This window comes from Methylobacterium endophyticum, from assembly GCF_050591105.1.
GTDB lineage: Bacteria > Pseudomonadota > Alphaproteobacteria > Rhizobiales > Beijerinckiaceae > Methylobacterium.
The window spans coordinates 123,354-137,612 of record NZ_JBNHES010000008.1 but is presented as its reverse complement, the minus strand read 5'-3'; the positions used below and the strand labels follow the sequence as shown (position 1 = coordinate 137,612).

Here is a 14,259-nt window from a genome sequence, read left to right as displayed (position 1 = left end):
CGCGGCGGCGGTCGTCCGCCGGACGCACGGAACAGGACCATCGGTCCTGTTCCGTGCCGCTTGGTATCAGTAGGTGTCGGCGAGGTAGGCGGCGATGGCCTTGGCTTGCGCCTCGTCGATCGGCGCGTGGTAGACCTTGACCATCTTGGTCACTTCGGACTCCCAGAAGGCCGCGCCTTTGCCCGGCGGCTGCATCGCGATGTAGTCCACCGAATGGCAGACGAGGCAGTTCGCCTGGGCCGCCTCGAAGCCTTCCGCGTGCGCGCCTTCCTTCGGCGCCCGCAACTCCGCGGCCGGCTCCGGCACCGCGTAGGATTTCGGGGCGGCAAGCGCCGCGCCGGCCGCGAGGGCGAGGGCCGCCGCCAGGGCGAGGGTGATGCGGGTCATCGTCGTCACTCCCTCAGGCCGCGCGCACGCGGGTGGTCTCGACCACGTTGCGCAGGTACCCGGCCGGGTTCCAGCGCGGCTCCATCGGCTGGCTCGCCCCGTCGTTGGCGGTCGCCCGCACCCGGATCGCGTGCGCCCCCGGCGACAGCTCCGCGTCGAGGGTCCAGGGCCGGAAGGCGTAGGGACCGAGATCCTGCCCGAGCCGTGCCTCCGTCCAGGTCTTCCCGTCGTCGGTCGAGACCGCCACCGACCTGATCCCGGAGCCGCCATCGAAGGCGATGCCGCGCAAGGGCGTGCGCCCGGCCTTCACCTCCGCCCCGTCGGTCAGGTTGGTCAGGAAGGAGCGCACCGTGAAGCGGTTGATCGGCACCGTCTTGTCCGCCGCCTTGCCGGGTTCGGTGCAGGCGCAGTCGTTGTCGGGGATGCGGTAGGCCTTCTGCATCCAGAAGCCGTCGAAGGGTTTGTCGAGCACGCGGATGCTCTCCAAATGCTTGACCCAGTAGGTGCCGTAGAAGCCCGGCACGACGAGGCGCAGGGGATAGCCGTTGAGCCAGGGCAGGTCCTGCCCGTTCATGCCCCAGGCCAGCATCACCTGCCCATCGCGGGCGTGGTCGAGCTTGAGCGACTTGGCGAAGTCCGGCGTCTCCGTGATCACCGGGCCGTCGAGGCCGGTAAAGGCGACCTCCACGGCGCCCGCCTTCACCCCGGCCCCGTCGAGCACGGCCTTCAGCGGCACGCCGGTCCAGCGGGCGCAGCCCATGGCGCCGTTGGCGAGCTGCCCGCCGGCCATGCGCGGTTCAAAGAAGCCGCGGGAATTGCCCGAGCACTGGTTGACCGCGACGATCTCGGTCGTCGGCATCGCCTTCAGGTCGGCGAGCGAGAGCGAGACCTCCCGCTCGACATGGCCCTTGATCGCGACGCGGTAGGTCTCGGGATCGATCTCGGTCGGGATGTCGGCGAGATGGTAGCGCACGAAGAACGCGTCGTTGGGCGTGATGGCACCCTCGTCGAACACCGAGAACGGGGTCTCCAGCTGCGGCGGCCGCGCGGTCATCTGAAGCAGCGGGCGCTTGCCCGGATAGGCCACCAGGGGCCGCTCGCCATTGCCGAAGGGCAGCGTGGCGGTGTCGCCCGCGAGCGCCCGCAACGACGCGAAGCTGCTGCCGCCCAGGCCCGCCAGGGCGGTGAGGCCCGCCCGCCTGATGAGATCGCGTCTGTCGAGCATCCGATTCCTCCCCGATCCGCGCGAGGCTCCGGCGACCGGGCCCGCGACGTGCGGAGGAGGAGACGCACGTCGCCCCCGGTCTATTCGCGGCGGGTCGAAATAAATCCCGCGGCGCGCGCCGGTCAGCCGGTGCAGGGGCGCTCCGACAGGCCGGTGGCCCGGTCCAGGGCGAGCCGCAGGCGGTCCGTCTTGTTCGGTTCGGTGAGCAGCACGGCTGCCTCGGCCAGCAGGGCGAACCGCTCGGTCGGCACCATCTCGGACAGGAGGACGTAGCGGCGCCCCTCGCTGTCCCAGCGCGCCATACGCAGGCCGCCGCTCCCTTGCGCGATCTCCAGACCGGCCTGTCCGCGCGACGGGCCGCTCCAGATGGCGAGCCGGCAGCCGTGACGCCCCTCGTAACCGGCGAGGCGACTGGCCGAACCGTCGTCCGGGGACAGGTAGACCAAGCGGAAGCCGGCCGCCCCGAGATCGAGGGGGAAGCCAGGGGGGCCGCCCGCGAGCCGTACGTCGTTCGCGGGTGAGCCCGCCGCGCTCCAGGCCGTGAAGGCCGCGCGCGCGGAGTCGGCCGGCGCGCGAGACGACAGGACGAGCCAGCCGGTGCCGACGAGGACGACCAGGGCCGCGGCGCAGGCCCATCCGATGTAGGCGCGGGCGATCGGCGCGCGCCGGGGCGGCACGGCCGCCGCCGTTACCGCTTGCTTCACCCCCTGCTTCAGCCGGGTCAGGGTCGCGACCCGCGCGGCCAGGATCGGGTCCCGTGCCAGCGTCTCCGCGACAGCGCGCCGGTCCTGCGCGTCGAGTTCCCCATCGACGTAGGCATTTAGGGTCTCCCAGCGCATCACCGCCCCTCGCTCCCATCGGACGGCCCGGCGATCCGGTGCAGCATGATCCGCCTCGCCCGGTGCAGACGGCTCATGACCGTGCCGACGGGAATGCCGAGCCGTTCGGCGGTCTCCCGGTAGCTTAGGCCTTCGACGTCCACGCAGGTCACGACCGTCCGGCAGGGCGCATCGAGGGCGGCGAAAGCCTGGCGCACGGCGATGGCCTCGATCAGGCGGTCGTCGAACCCTTCGTCGGGCCAATCCACGAGATCGTCCTCGCGCCGGGATCGGTTCCGGCGGATGCGGTCGATCCAGGCGTGGCGCACGATCCGGAACAGATAGGCGCGGGCCGCCCGGGGTTCGCTCGGCGTCGTCCCCGTCGAGAGCGCCTTGAGGGCGCTCTGCTGCATCAGGTCGCGCGCGGCGTCAGGCTCCCGCGTCAGCGTCAGGGCGTAGCGGAACAGGCGCGGCCACGCTTCGACGAGGTGCTGGCCGATGGATCGCATCCTGACGTATCGTCCCCCCGTGCTCCGTATCATAACGACGCATGAGGAGACAGCAGCGCCATCCGTGTCGATGATTTTGGATGGTGGGAGGCCTGATATTGCCGCAGGGTGGGCGGCGACCAGGCGGGCGTTGGCCGCTGTCAGCGTGTCGGCGCGCAGGTAATTGTGCTTGACCCAGCTCAGCCGTGCGCGGCGCAGCGCCGCAACGTCAGCGCGCATCAGAGGCTCGAAGCCGGTGTTGCAGGCCTCGGCCAGCAGCACCGCGCTGAGGCTCGTTGCCAGTCCCGCGGCGCGCGATCCGGCTTCGCTGGCGTGGGTGAAGGTATCGAGGAAGCCGGTGCGGGCATGGACCTCCAGCAGGACCTCCGGCAGGTCCACACGCGGCATCCGCGCCTGAACGGCCGTCCGCAACGTCAGGAGGCTCGCCGGCTCTTCGAGCTTGTCGAGGGTGGTCAGCACGAGGCCGGGATCCTCCCCGTCGCGCAGACGCATCGCCGTGCTGGCGGGTAGCATCTCGGCCGCCTGCCGCCAGGCGGCGTCGAGTCGCGCGCCGAGCTGATTCAGTTCCTCCGTCGCCGACGGTGAGACGCCGAGGGAGCGGCACACGGCCGGGCGGGCCGCCTCCCACGCGGCGCCCTCCAGCAACCCCTTGCGCGGGTCGGCGTAGCGCAGGCTGGGTTCCGCGTGCAGATCGCGTCGGCGCAACGCCGCGCGCATCCGGAGCAGGAGGCAGACCCGGTAGCCATCGCGAGGACACGGCGCACGTTGGGGGGCGTCCTCCCGAGCCATCCTGGAGCAGCGGCGGGCGTGGGAAACGGCCACCTCGCCACGTCCGGCAAGCACGGTGGCCGGCCGACCCGACCATGCGGAACCGTCGGTGAACCGCGGCGCCGACGGTCGCCACAGCGACGGACCGTCCCAACACGATGGCGACGAGGGAACAGACGCCGTCACCGCCCGCAACCGTCCGGCCGGACGATTTTCCCCTGGCGCTGCGCGCCATTCCTCGCGGGACAAAATCGCCCGTCCGGCCGGTCCTCCGCTGCGCTGCGGCCCCTTTCGGGGTGCGGGCGGCGCCGTCGCCTGTTTGGGGGTCGCATCGCGCCGGGACGGTCCCGGGCGCCAGGGACACCCCACCGATGCCGCGCCCCACCTCGAGCCTCCCCGCCCACGCCCGCTACGCCCTCATGACCCACGTCGCGGAACTCCAGGCCGAGCTGGCCTCGGTCTCCTGCCCGCACGAACGGCGCACCATCGCGGCCGAACTGAAGGCCGCCCAGGCCGAGGTCGCCAAGCTCTCCACGGAGGGCTGAGCCCCTCCCCCAGGGCCGCCTACCGGCGGCCTTCAATCCGGCGATCGGGGCGGGTGTCACCCTGGTTTGTGCCGCGCTAAAAAAGCCTTCGGCGGCCTCCCATGCGGGCGGCCGCCGAACCGTCCGTGCGGACGGGTTTTGCTGCGGCTGGCGACGCGGCGAACGGCCCGTCAGGCCGCCTCCTTCACGGCGTCCTCGCCGACGTTCCCGATGTCGAGCGCATCCTGCGCGTCGCGGGTATGGAAGCGGTTCGTTCCGACCAGCTTCTTCATGTCGTCGCGGCGGTAGTAGATCGGGCGCCCGCAGCGGATCGGCTCGACGCCGCCGACGAACAGGAGTTGCTCGTCGCGCCGCATCGTGTTGATGATCTCGTCGGGCAGGATCAGGGAGCGCTTTTGCAGGCTGGTCGAGGCCGACAGGCTGACGCCGCGCCCTTTCCCGGTGTTGGCCTGCTGGCTGTAGGAGACGATCTCCTGCGTGTACGACCCGCAGCGCTCCGACAGCCACTTGGCCGTATCGACGTCGGTGATCGCTGAAAAGCTCTGCCAGGACGTCGACTCGAACCAGTCGGAGACGGCGTCCTTGCCGCCCCACTGATCGCGCAGTTGTCCGAGCGACTGATAGACCAGAACCATCGTGATGCCGTACTTGCGGCCGGCGTCGCGCGCGACCGGGATGAGGCTCATGTTGCCGAGCCGCGCCGCCTCGTCGAGGATGAAGGCGACGCGGTCCTTGATCTCGCCGTTGGCGTGATAGAGCGCGTTGAGGAGACCGCCGATGATGACCCGCGCCAAGCCCGCATAATCCTGCAGCGTCTGGAGATCGAGCGAGATGAACACGTCGATGTCGCTCTCGATCAGATCGAGGCTGGAGAACTCCCCCTCGGAGACGATGGCGGCGTATTCCCTGAAGCTCAGCCAGTTGGTCAGGTCGGCCGCGGTGGCGTAGACGCCCGAGAAGGTCTGCGGCGTCATGCTCTTGAAAGGCCCGAGGGCCAGTGACGCGAACGAGCCCTCATCCTCGGCGCGCAGGATGACGCTCAGCCGCTCCAGGAAATCCGGCTCGGGCTCGGAGATCATCTCGCGCAGGGTGCGCAGGGTGCGCGGCTTCTCCGCGAACGATCGGTTGAGGCAGATGTAGGCCAGGACCCCGCGCAGGAGCTGCAGGGCCGAGTTGCGGAAGAAATCCTTCGGATCGTCCCTCTTCACCGGTCCGGTGGCGATCCAGCCGACGACGGCCGAGATGTCCTTCTCGGCGGAATTCTCGCCCCGGCCGATCCAGTCGAGCACGTTGAAGCCGCTTTTCGGCTGGGTCGGCGTGATGCAGTGGACGGCCCGCCTGAAGCCCTTGCCGCGGATGTTCCTGCGATACGTGTCGAGCATCGGATGCAGTTCGGTCGAGGGATCGAGCACCACCGCGTTGCCGGGCCACGACAGCAGCATCGGGATCACCGTGCCGGTGGTCTTGAAGCCGCCCGATCCGGAGAACACGAGGCCGTGGGTCGAGCCGAAATCGCAGTCGAAGCCCATCATGGGCTTCCGGCCGCCTGAGCCCCAGGTCCGAGGGTCGTTCGGCTTGAACACGCGCGAGGTGCTCTTGGGGTCGAGATCGGGGCGGTAGAGCTCGCCCAGCACCAGGGCGCCATCCTCCGGAAACAGCTCGCCGGCGAGCTTCATCGTCGCCCATTCGGCATCGCCGTAGGCGGCGGATTTCGAGCGGATCGGCTTGTTGTAGCCGCGCGTGGTCTTCTTGACCCGGACCAGCGAAACCAGCGGCGCGATGAACGCCACGAAACCCGCGAAGCACACCGCGCAGAACAGCGGAATGTCGGCCTGCCGCAGGAGCCGACGCGCATCCGCGCCCGGGTTCTGTGCGACGAGGCGCGCGACCTCGTCCCGCACTGTCCAGGCGCAGAGTCCGATCAGGAACAGGGACACGGCCATCGCGACCACGCGGCCGCTGACACCCGGCCGCGTGAGGCCGGCGGCGGCGAACAGAACGAGGGCGGGCAACGCCACCGCGGCGACGCGCAGGGCGCGGAGCATCATCGAATGCCCCGGCTCCACGACGTAGACCGCCCCGACGAGCGGCGTGAGGAACAGGCTGATCCCGAGATGCAGCGCGAGCCCGATCGCGACGACGAGGGCGGCGTAGATCCACTTCATGATTTGAACTCCTTCGCTCCTCGCCGGGCAAACTGCTCGGCGATTTCGGGATCGCGGACGCGTTCGCGCCCATCGAGGAGGAGGCCGAGGAGCTGGTCGCGCGGCATGTCGCCGAGTCCGGCCTTGATGATGAGACCGCCGAGCTGGATCTTGAGATGGGCGTCGGCGCGCCGCTCGTCAGTGCGCTCCCGCATGAGCCTTCTTCGCGCCTCCCGCAGGCTTCGCATCAGGCTCTGACGCTCCGTCGCCCTCGGGCTTCGATCCCCCTTCGCCGTCGGGCGCTCCGTCCTTGCGAAATCGCCGTGCGAGATCCGCGAACGCCTCGCTGAGCTGCGCCTCGTTGAGGTCGAGGGCGGCCAGCCCGGCCTTCACCGCGATCTTCCCGATGCGCTCGGCCTGTGCCTTGTCGTGGGCCTCAAGCCTCTTCTGAAGGGCCTCGATTTCAGCGAGGATCGTCGCGCGCGATTGCTGCCTTGCCATGAACTGAACTGCCCATCCCTGCTGCAAATTGAGCATCGGGCGTGTAGCAACAGCTTGGCCGTTTGCGAAGCCGAAACCCTACGTTGCCTCTGACAATCGGCACCGCCTGCCCCTCGATCAGGGCGGCGCCTGTTCGTTCGAACGACGCGCAACCGTCCTCCGGCCCGGTCCCCTGCCCTCCTTCCAGCCACGCCGGTCCTCCTTGAGCGGCTGCGTCAGCGGGCTCACGCTCGACGGATGGACGGCCCCGAAAGGGGCCTCGTCGAAGCGGAGCTACGGCGCGTCAGCGCCTCCGCAGGATCCCGGAGCAGGGCGAAGGGCGCACTTATGGGGAAATCGTGGATTTCCCCGGATCGGCGTGGTACGGCCAAGCTCGGAGGCGCTCTTGGCGATCTACCACCTCAGCGCTCAGGTCATCAGCGCGGCCGGCGGACGGAGTGCCGTCGCAGCCGCTGCCTACCGGCGCGCCGCCAGCATGACCTGCTCCGCCACCGGCCAGAGCTTCAGCTATGAGGGCAAGGAGCACGTCACCCACGCTGAGCTGTCCCTGCCGGCCGAGACGCCGGCTTGGTTCCGCACCGGCATCGACGGACGAAGCGAGAATGGCGCCTCCGAGTTCCTCTGGAACGCGGTCGAGCGGAAGGAAGGCCTAAAGGGCACCGGCCTGGCGATGGAGATGAACGTCGCCCTGCCCGTCGACCTGACGCGTGAGCAGAACGTCGCGCTCGCCCGCGACTGGATCGAGGAGCACGTCACCGCCAAGGGCTTCGTCGCCGATTGGGCCGTGCACGACAGCCCCGGCAACCCGCACTTCCACCTGATGATTCCCCTGCGCCGGCTGACCGAGCAGGGGTTCGGGGCGAAGTTCGAATTGGCCCGCGACACCTCCGGGGCCGTGCTCTATCGCGGAGACGGCAAGCCCCGGTACGAGCGGATGGCGGCGCCGATGAAGGAGTTGATCGGCTGGCGCCGCTCGTGGGCGGACAGCGCCAACCAGCACCTCGCTGCGGCCGGTCTAGAGAGGCGCATCGACCACCGCTCGCATGCTGAGGCCGGCATCGTCATCGAGCCGACCGGACATATCGGCGTCATCGCCTCGAACATGGCGCTCAACGGCAAGGAGGCCGTGCGCGTCGCCGAGGAGCGCGAGCGCCGCGCCCGCAACGCCCAGGCGATCGTCGAGGATCCGAGCCGGCTGCTGCCGATCCTGTCGCGCGAGAAGAGCGTCTTCGACGAGCGCGACATCGCCAAGGCGGTGTTCCGCTACATCGACGATCCGATCGCCTTCGACGCGGTCCGTCTCAGGCTCGGCCAATCCCCGGATCTGGTGGCGGTCGCCGAGGAGGTGTTCGACCCGGAGAGCGGCCGGGTGGTGTCGCCGGCCCGTTGGACCACGCGGGCGCTCCTGCGCGCCGAGGTGGCGATGCAGGCTGCCACCGGACGGCTCTACGCCGATGCAGGCCACCGCGTCCCGGAGCGCGCGCTGGAGCGCGCCTTCGCTGCCCGCCCGGAACTGTCCGAGGAGCAGCGCGAGGCGGTGCGCCACGTCACGTCACCGGCTCGGATCGCGGCCGTGGTCGGCTTTGCCGGGGCCGGCAAGTCGACCATGCTCGGCGTCGCGCGCGCCGCCTGGATCGGCGCCGGCCACCGCGTCGTCGGTGGGGCTCTCGCCGGCAAGGCGGCAGAGGGATTGGAGCGCAGCGCCGGGATCGGCAGCCGCACGCTGGCCTCGTGGGAACTGGCCTGGAAGAATGACCGCGACCTGATGGCGAAGGGCGACGTCTTCGTGCTCGACGAGGCCGGCATGGTCGCCTCCGAGCAACTCTCCCGGATCGTCCAGGAGGTGGAGCGGCGTGGGGCCAAGCTCGTGCTGGTCGGCGACGCGATGCAACTCCAGCCGATCGAGGCCGGCGCCGGGTTCCGGGCGATCACCGAGACGATCGGCTTCGCCGAACTCTCGGAGGTCTGGCGGCAAGTCAGCCCGGCGATGCGGCGGGCAAGCGTGGCCTTCGCCCGCGGCGAAGTTGCGGCGGCGATCGGGGTCTATCGCGAGGCCGGGATGGTCCGGTTCTCGCCCGATCGGGAGAGCGCGCGCGAGGCCCTGATCGCGGCCTGGAAGCCGGATTATCTTGGCCTCAAGCCAGACGGTCGTGCGACCGAGACGCTGATCCTGGCGCAGACCAACGCCGACGTGCTCGCTCTCAACGCGATGGCCCGGTCAGCCCTGAAGGCCGATGGGCGGCTTGCCGACGACGCGCGGTTCGTGACGGCGCGCGGCGAGCGGATGTTCGCCCCCGGCGACCGGGTGCTGTTCCTGGAGAACGACCGCTCGCTCGGCGTGAAGAACGGCATGCTGGCCACCGTCGAGGCGGCTTCGAGCGGCCGGCTGGTGGTGCGGCTGGACCGCGACGGGACCGGGGATGGCGAGCGGATCGAGGTCCGGGCGGAAGCCTACCGCAACCTCGACCACGGCTACGCCGCGACCGTGCACAAATCTCAGGGCGCGACGCTCGATCGGGTGCATGTGCTGGCCACGCCCGGCATGGATCGGCACCTCGCCTACGTGGCGATGACGCGCCACCGGCACGCGGTGGTTCTGCACGGCGCGCACGCCGACTTCGTGCCGGAATGGCGCCTGCCTAAGCTCGGCGCGGCGCCGTCGACGGACGTCCTCGACGCGGCCGCCCTCGACGGCTTGGCGCGCCGGATGTCGCGCGACGGGTCGAAGGCTTCGACGCTCGATCATGCCGGCGAGGCCGCGTTCCGCGAGTCGGCGGTGGCGCTGACAGAGCTTCCGGAGGCGATGGACGGCGAGGCCGTCCGGGCTCGCGCGAGCGAGCTGCCGCTGCTCGACGCCGGCCGGATGGCGGCCGGGATCACGGCTCTGGCGAACCGGCTCGAGTCCGCGTCGCCGGCCGGCGAGGCTCCGGGATCCGCGGCCGTCGAGGTCGGTGCTGCTCTGCACGCGGCCGAGCTCGGCGCTTCGGCGAAGACACCAACCATCGAACCGTCCATATCCCCCGCACTGGCGGCGATCGAAGCCGCCCTGGCGCGGCTGGAACGGGCGGAAACCGACATTGCTGACCGGGTGCGCCCGCAGGATCTGCGGGCGCTGGCCTCGGCCTTTGCCGAGCGCCGCGGCCTCAACGGTCATGCCGCCCTCGCCCCCGCGATGGTGAAGCGCGCCCGGGCGATGATACGCAGCGCCGAGGGTCGCTGGCGCCGTCTGCACGGCCTCGCCGCGCGGCTCGCCGTGGCCTGGAAGGCGATTGCCGCACACCGTCCCGCCGAGGCGGTGCGCGTCGAGCCGACCGCGGAGGTGCGCGTCGATCCGGCGCCGACAGTGGCCACGAATGCGGACGCCGCCGCGCCGCTCAAGCCGTTCCTTGCGGCGATCGACCTCGGCGAGAAGGGCATCAGGGAGGCGCTCTACGATCGGGTCGACGTCGAGACGGATCTTTCGCCATGGAGCCGGCCCGTTCTCCGGGAGTTGCGACTGGCGGTCAAAAAGCCCGGCCCGCTCTACGCCGCGATCCTGGCCGAACTGCGCCAGCCCGCGCGCGTGTTCGATGCCCAGCTCGATGCCTTGTTCGCCGATGTCGAACCGTATGGCGGCCTGCGCGGCCGGAAGGGTTGGTTCGTCCCCAAGGCGGAGAAGGAAGAGCGCGCCGCGGCGGAGTCGGCCCTGACTGAGGCCAGGATCTTGGCGAACGAGCTGAAGGGGCGTCTCGAGTCGATCGCCGGCAAGGGGCGTCCGGCGGAGATCCAGTATCGTCGGCGCCTGCTGATCGAGGTGCCGGGCCTGAGCCCGAGAGCCGCCACCCTCCTGGCCAAGGTCGGTCGCACGTCGACGTCGGTGACGAAGGCCCTCGACGCCGGCGTGGCGGAAGCCGTCGCGACGCCCGAGCTGCGGGCGGAAATCGAGGCCTTCGCCGAGGCGGTGGGACGCCGGTTCGGCGCCAACGGGGCGATCGGCCATTCGCCGCAGCGCAGCCTCGGCCCGGGCCAGTGGCTCGACGACGAGGAGCGGGCGATCCTGAGCGGGGGCGGGTACGTCGCCTCCTACATCAAGGACGGCACCCTGGACCGGCTCGTCGCCCTGGCGCAACGCCAGGAGCGGCACCTCGACAAGGAGCAGACCCTGGACCAGCGGCAGGAACTCGACAGAGGGCCGGATCTCGGCCCCTCGCTGTGATGCGGACGCCACGGTGATCGTATTGGCGCCGCAGCGACGATGGGTAAGGGTAGGAGAGAGAGGACACCTTGGAGTTGGGCCGTCGCATGACGGATCGAGAGGATTGCCCGGAGTTGGGTGCGGCCGGGCCCACCAGAGGGGACGACACCATGAGCTATCGCGACCTGCCGGCGCTCGTGACCCGGCGCGAGGAGGCCTTGACCCTGCTCGAGGCCATCGCCGCGGGCGTCGAGGAGAGCGAGTTCGCACCCTTCGTCGGCGCCATGACGACCGTCGAGGCCGAGCAGGCGCTGGCGATCATGCGTGGATCCGGCAACGAGATGGGCCTGCGCACCCAGTTGGGCGCGTTGCTCGCCGAGACTGGGCTCGTGAGCCAGGACGAGGTGTTCGCGGCGCTCGACGCGCGCCGCGCCCTCGGCCGGGGAGAGGCGGCATGAGCGCGGACCCTTACGTCTACGAGGGCACCGACGTCCTTCGGAACCGGGCGGACATCCGGGATCCGGAGGCCCTGGCCGAGCGCGAGCAGATCGTCTCGTTCCGAGCGCTGGTCCAGATGCAGAAGGAGCCCGTGCTCGGCCAGTTCGACCTCGCGCACTACGCCGCCGTGCACAAGCGGCTGTTCGGCGAGATCTACGCCTGGGCGGGCGAGACCCGCACCGTCGAGCTGTGGAAGCCGGAGATCGCCCTCAAGGGTCAGAGCGTCAAGTACAGCCCGCCGGCCGCGAGCGAACAGCACGCGCAGGCTGCCTTAGCACAGTTGCAGCGGGGCGAGCCCGGCAACCTGAAGGACAGCCGGCCGGCGATCCGCTTCGCCCAGACCATGGCCGCGCTCTGGCAGGCCCACCCGTTCCGGGAGGGCAACACCCGCACCCTGCTCGCCTTCATGGAGCAGTACGCGCGGCATCACGGACAGCCGCTCGACCAGGCACTGATCAACCGGGTGCCGAGCGAGACCCGGGACGCGCTCGTCGTGGCCACCCGGGGCATGATCCGGCCGCTCAGCGAGATGGTCCGCAATGCGAGGTACTCGGAGGAGCAGCGCGCGCACCCGGTGCTCGGCCGCCTGTCGGCCGAGGCGTTCGAGGCCATGCGCCTGATGGGAGCCCCGCGCGTGGTCCTGCCGGAGCCCGGAACCCAGGTCCGGGGCCAGGTCATCGCCACCAGCTACCACCACGCCCTCGTGCGCGACAGCCGGCAGATCTCCGCGGTGCCGCTGAACGCCTTCCACGCCATGCCCCGGAACAACCAGCGGGTCGACGTGCGCGTGCTGGCCGACGGCGAGCGCCTCGATCGCGCCCAGCCGCGCGAGGAGGCCGTGCGCAGCCAGGTCACCGGCCGCGTCCTGATCCCGGCCACCTACCTGATGCTCGCCGGCCAGACACCGGAGGATGCGGTTCGCAACCGGATCGAGATCCCGGGTCCCAGCGAGGCCCTGTCCGAGGCCCTCAGGACGCGGACCCCGAAGGAGATCGCGGCCGAGCCGCAACTGGCCGCGGAGGTGCGCCGGATCGATCGGAACCTGATCGACCGGTTCGGCCGCCAGGGCTCGGTCCTGCTGGTCCAGGGAGGCGCCGGCGAGGCCACGAACCTGCTGCCCCCCGGGCAGGACCTGGATGAGCTCCGCGCCGTGCTCCAACCGCTGTTCAAGGCCGTGATCGCCGACGACCGGCTGCAGACCGCGCTCGCGCAGCAGCAGACGCTCGGCCGGGACGAGCCCCAACTCGGACGCTCCGTATGACCACGCTGTTCCAGAAGCCGGTCCAGGCCACGGGCGCCGGCAAGATCGTCGGTGCCGGGGTGCTGGGCTTTGCCACGCTGGCCATGCTCGGCCTCGTCTGGTGGAGCCTCTCGCCGATCCTCGGGCAAATCTATGCCGGCATCCGCCTCGCCGAGACCGCCACGCTGTGGCGGTTCACGGGCTGGGGCCGGTACTTCACCGGCATGCCGGCCGGGCAGCCGTTCGCGTTCGTGTCGATCTACAAATCGAGCGTCGGCTTCGGCCTGGGTGCCACCCTCGTCACGGCCCTCCTCGGCTTCCTCGCATGGCGCAAGCGCAGCCGGGAGCACATCGAGGTGCTCATCACCGCGCCGGCGGCCGGGTTCGCGCAGAGGGATATTCTCGGCGCCTTCGTCCCGGCCGGCCGCTTGGTCAGGACGCCGGTCACGGAGGCGGAGGTGGCCGACCCGTCAGCGTTACCGGCCGCAAACCCGTTCACGGCGCTGCGCGACCTGCGCGACACGCGGGCGGTGGAGACGGTCGCGGATTCCGTGCCCTGGTATCTGGCCGCCGCGCTCTTCCTGACGATCGATGCGGCCGCCCCGCTCAAGGACCGCAAAGGCCGCGACGCCCTCCTCAAGGCCGCGAGGACGGCCGCGGACCGCCTTGCCGCCGATCCCGGCGTCGTCCTGCCGGCCGACCTGCTGTCGACCCTGCGCGGCTACATGCTCGTGGCGATCACAGACCAGGCCGGGCGGGACATCGACGTCCTGAACCAGGTCCACGCCGAGTTCGGCGGCGAGGACGACCTGAAGGACGTCATCACGGAACTGGCAGCCCTGGCCCTCTCGAGGAGAGCGCTGTTCTTCCCGGACTATGCCTGGCTTCGCCACGTCGATCCGAACCTGCAGTCACGGATCACCAGCTACGCGTGATGTTCCGTTCATTGGGCGGCCTTGAGCAAGGCGGCATGGGCTTCATCGGCGAAGGCAGCGACCGAGGCGCCCGATCGGTAGCCGATCCCTTGCACGACGTGGACGGTCTTGTCCCCGGCCGAGATGCAGTAGGCGACGATTGCTCCCCTTCCGTCGCTTGGACCGCCGGTGATCGCGACGGCCGGCTCACTCGGATCGGACACCATGACCGGGATGCCGCTCGCCTGCGCGGTCCGGCGCAGGATCTGCGTGCATTGGGCAAGACTCAGCTTCGCTGCGTCAGTCCGTTCAATGCGATAATCGAGCTTGAAGTCGTCGCTGGCAGACGCGTTGAATGCTGACGCTGCTGAGAGGACGGTCACCGCGACACCGATCAATGTCTTTTGCATCCTGGACCCTTCGCGCTCTTCGAGCATGTCTTCTCGCGGGCCGTTGATGAGACCGACCCGCCTGGTTCGCGTGCGCCAGAAGATCGAGCGGAGGGCGCTACATCCCTCCGCTCGATGCATGGCATC

The 14,259-nt window shown here is 70.3% G+C and carries 13 protein-coding genes; 5 read left to right on the top strand and 8 right to left on the bottom strand.

Annotated features, from left to right (window positions below):
* Positions 1 to 66: 66 nt before the first annotated feature.
* The 4 genes from sorB to ACP56T_RS11445 form a co-directional block, all read right to left on the bottom strand.
* A complete protein-coding gene (sorB, locus tag ACP56T_RS11460) occupies positions 67 to 387 on the bottom strand; it encodes a SorB family sulfite dehydrogenase c-type cytochrome subunit (RefSeq protein WP_430912237.1) in 321 nt (106 codons plus the stop codon).
* A gap of 13 nt (positions 388 to 400) precedes the next feature.
* Positions 401 to 1,612 carry a SorA family sulfite dehydrogenase catalytic subunit gene (gene sorA, locus ACP56T_RS11455; protein WP_430912236.1) on the bottom strand — a complete coding sequence of 404 codons (1,212 nt, stop codon included), beginning with the start codon at positions 1,610 to 1,612 and terminating at the stop codon, positions 401 to 403.
* Between the two features lie 122 nt (positions 1,613 to 1,734).
* Positions 1,735 to 2,451 (bottom strand): anti-sigma factor family protein, encoded by a 717-nt coding sequence (locus ACP56T_RS11450; protein WP_430912284.1) that lies wholly within the window; start codon positions 2,449 to 2,451, stop codon positions 1,735 to 1,737.
* A complete protein-coding gene (locus ACP56T_RS11445) occupies positions 2,451 to 3,644 on the bottom strand; it encodes an RNA polymerase sigma factor (protein WP_430912235.1) in 1,194 nt (397 codons plus the stop codon). The genes ACP56T_RS11450 and ACP56T_RS11445 overlap by 1 nt, the downstream gene beginning before the upstream one ends.
* A 434-nt stretch (positions 3,645 to 4,078) precedes the next feature.
* Here ACP56T_RS11445 and ACP56T_RS11440 point away from each other — a divergent pair, with 434 nt between their 5' ends.
* Entirely contained in the window at positions 4,079 to 4,252 is a 174-nt protein-coding gene (locus tag ACP56T_RS11440; RefSeq protein ID WP_430912234.1) for a hypothetical protein, read from the top strand.
* Positions 4,253 to 4,422: 170 nt separating this feature from the next.
* On the opposite strand, the gene ACP56T_RS11435 is transcribed toward ACP56T_RS11440, so the two are convergent.
* Genes ACP56T_RS11435 through ACP56T_RS11425 form a run of 3 tightly spaced genes read right to left on the bottom strand, consistent with a single transcriptional unit; the run spans position 4,423 to position 6,933 of the window.
* The gene (locus tag ACP56T_RS11435; RefSeq protein ID WP_430912233.1) at positions 4,423 to 6,417 is read right to left on the bottom strand and encodes a conjugal transfer protein TraG; all 1,995 of its coding nucleotides are present in this window, start codon (positions 6,415 to 6,417) and stop codon (positions 4,423 to 4,425) included.
* Positions 6,414 to 6,611 carry a conjugal transfer protein TraD gene (locus ACP56T_RS11430; protein WP_430912232.1) on the bottom strand — a complete coding sequence of 66 codons (198 nt, stop codon included), beginning with the start codon at positions 6,609 to 6,611 and terminating at the stop codon, positions 6,414 to 6,416. Before ACP56T_RS11430 ends, ACP56T_RS11435 begins: the two co-directional genes overlap by 4 nt.
* On the bottom strand, positions 6,595 to 6,933 hold the full coding sequence (locus ACP56T_RS11425) for a TraC family protein (protein ID WP_430912231.1): 339 nt from the start codon (positions 6,931 to 6,933) through the stop codon (positions 6,595 to 6,597). Before ACP56T_RS11425 ends, ACP56T_RS11430 begins: the two co-directional genes overlap by 17 nt.
* Positions 6,934 to 7,282: 349 nt before the next feature.
* Between ACP56T_RS11425 and traA the strand changes: the two genes are divergently transcribed.
* From traA to ACP56T_RS11405, 4 genes are all read left to right on the top strand, one after another.
* Entirely contained in the window at positions 7,283 to 11,092 is a 3,810-nt protein-coding gene (gene traA / locus ACP56T_RS11420) for a Ti-type conjugative transfer relaxase TraA (RefSeq protein WP_430912230.1), read from the top strand.
* Positions 11,093 to 11,241: 149 nt separating this feature from the next.
* Positions 11,242 to 11,529 carry a hypothetical protein gene (locus tag ACP56T_RS11415; RefSeq protein ID WP_430912229.1) on the top strand — a complete coding sequence of 96 codons (288 nt, stop codon included), beginning with the start codon at positions 11,242 to 11,244 and terminating at the stop codon, positions 11,527 to 11,529.
* Positions 11,526 to 12,830, top strand: coding sequence for a Fic/DOC family protein (locus ACP56T_RS11410; RefSeq protein ID WP_430912228.1), 1,305 nt, complete (start codon positions 11,526 to 11,528; stop codon positions 12,828 to 12,830). Before ACP56T_RS11415 ends, ACP56T_RS11410 begins: the two co-directional genes overlap by 4 nt.
* On the top strand, positions 12,827 to 13,744 hold the full coding sequence (locus ACP56T_RS11405; RefSeq protein ID WP_430912227.1) for a hypothetical protein: 918 nt from the start codon (positions 12,827 to 12,829) through the stop codon (positions 13,742 to 13,744). The genes ACP56T_RS11410 and ACP56T_RS11405 overlap by 4 nt, the downstream gene beginning before the upstream one ends.
* Positions 13,745 to 13,752: 8 nt before the next feature.
* On the opposite strand, the gene ACP56T_RS11400 is transcribed toward ACP56T_RS11405, so the two are convergent.
* On the bottom strand, positions 13,753 to 14,160 hold the full coding sequence (locus ACP56T_RS11400) for a DUF6180 family protein (RefSeq protein WP_430912226.1): 408 nt from the start codon (positions 14,158 to 14,160) through the stop codon (positions 13,753 to 13,755).
* Between the last annotated feature and the right edge of the window lie 99 nt (positions 14,161 to 14,259).

Coding starts and splice junctions, on each gene's coding strand:
- sorB (WP_430912237.1), bottom strand. CDS start 387: ATGACCCGCATCACCCTCGCCCTGGCGGCGGCCCTCGCCCTCGCGGCC.
- sorA (WP_430912236.1), bottom strand. CDS start 1,612: ATGCTCGACAGACGCGATCTCATCAGGCGGGCGGGCCTCACCGCCCTG.
- ACP56T_RS11450 (WP_430912284.1), bottom strand. CDS start 2,451: ATGCGCTGGGAGACCCTAAATGCCTACGTCGATGGGGAACTCGACGCG.
- ACP56T_RS11440 (WP_430912234.1), top strand. CDS start 4,079: ATGCCGCGCCCCACCTCGAGCCTCCCCGCCCACGCCCGCTACGCCCTC.
- ACP56T_RS11435 (WP_430912233.1), bottom strand. CDS start 6,417: ATGAAGTGGATCTACGCCGCCCTCGTCGTCGCGATCGGGCTCGCGCTG.
- ACP56T_RS11430 (WP_430912232.1), bottom strand. CDS start 6,611: ATGCGGGAGCGCACTGACGAGCGGCGCGCCGACGCCCATCTCAAGATC.
- ACP56T_RS11425 (WP_430912231.1), bottom strand. CDS start 6,933: ATGCTCAATTTGCAGCAGGGATGGGCAGTTCAGTTCATGGCAAGGCAG.
- ACP56T_RS11415 (WP_430912229.1), top strand. CDS start 11,242: ATGAGCTATCGCGACCTGCCGGCGCTCGTGACCCGGCGCGAGGAGGCC.
- ACP56T_RS11410 (WP_430912228.1), top strand. CDS start 11,526: ATGAGCGCGGACCCTTACGTCTACGAGGGCACCGACGTCCTTCGGAAC.
- ACP56T_RS11405 (WP_430912227.1), top strand. CDS start 12,827: ATGACCACGCTGTTCCAGAAGCCGGTCCAGGCCACGGGCGCCGGCAAG.
- ACP56T_RS11400 (WP_430912226.1), bottom strand. CDS start 14,160: ATGCTCGAAGAGCGCGAAGGGTCCAGGATGCAAAAGACATTGATCGGT.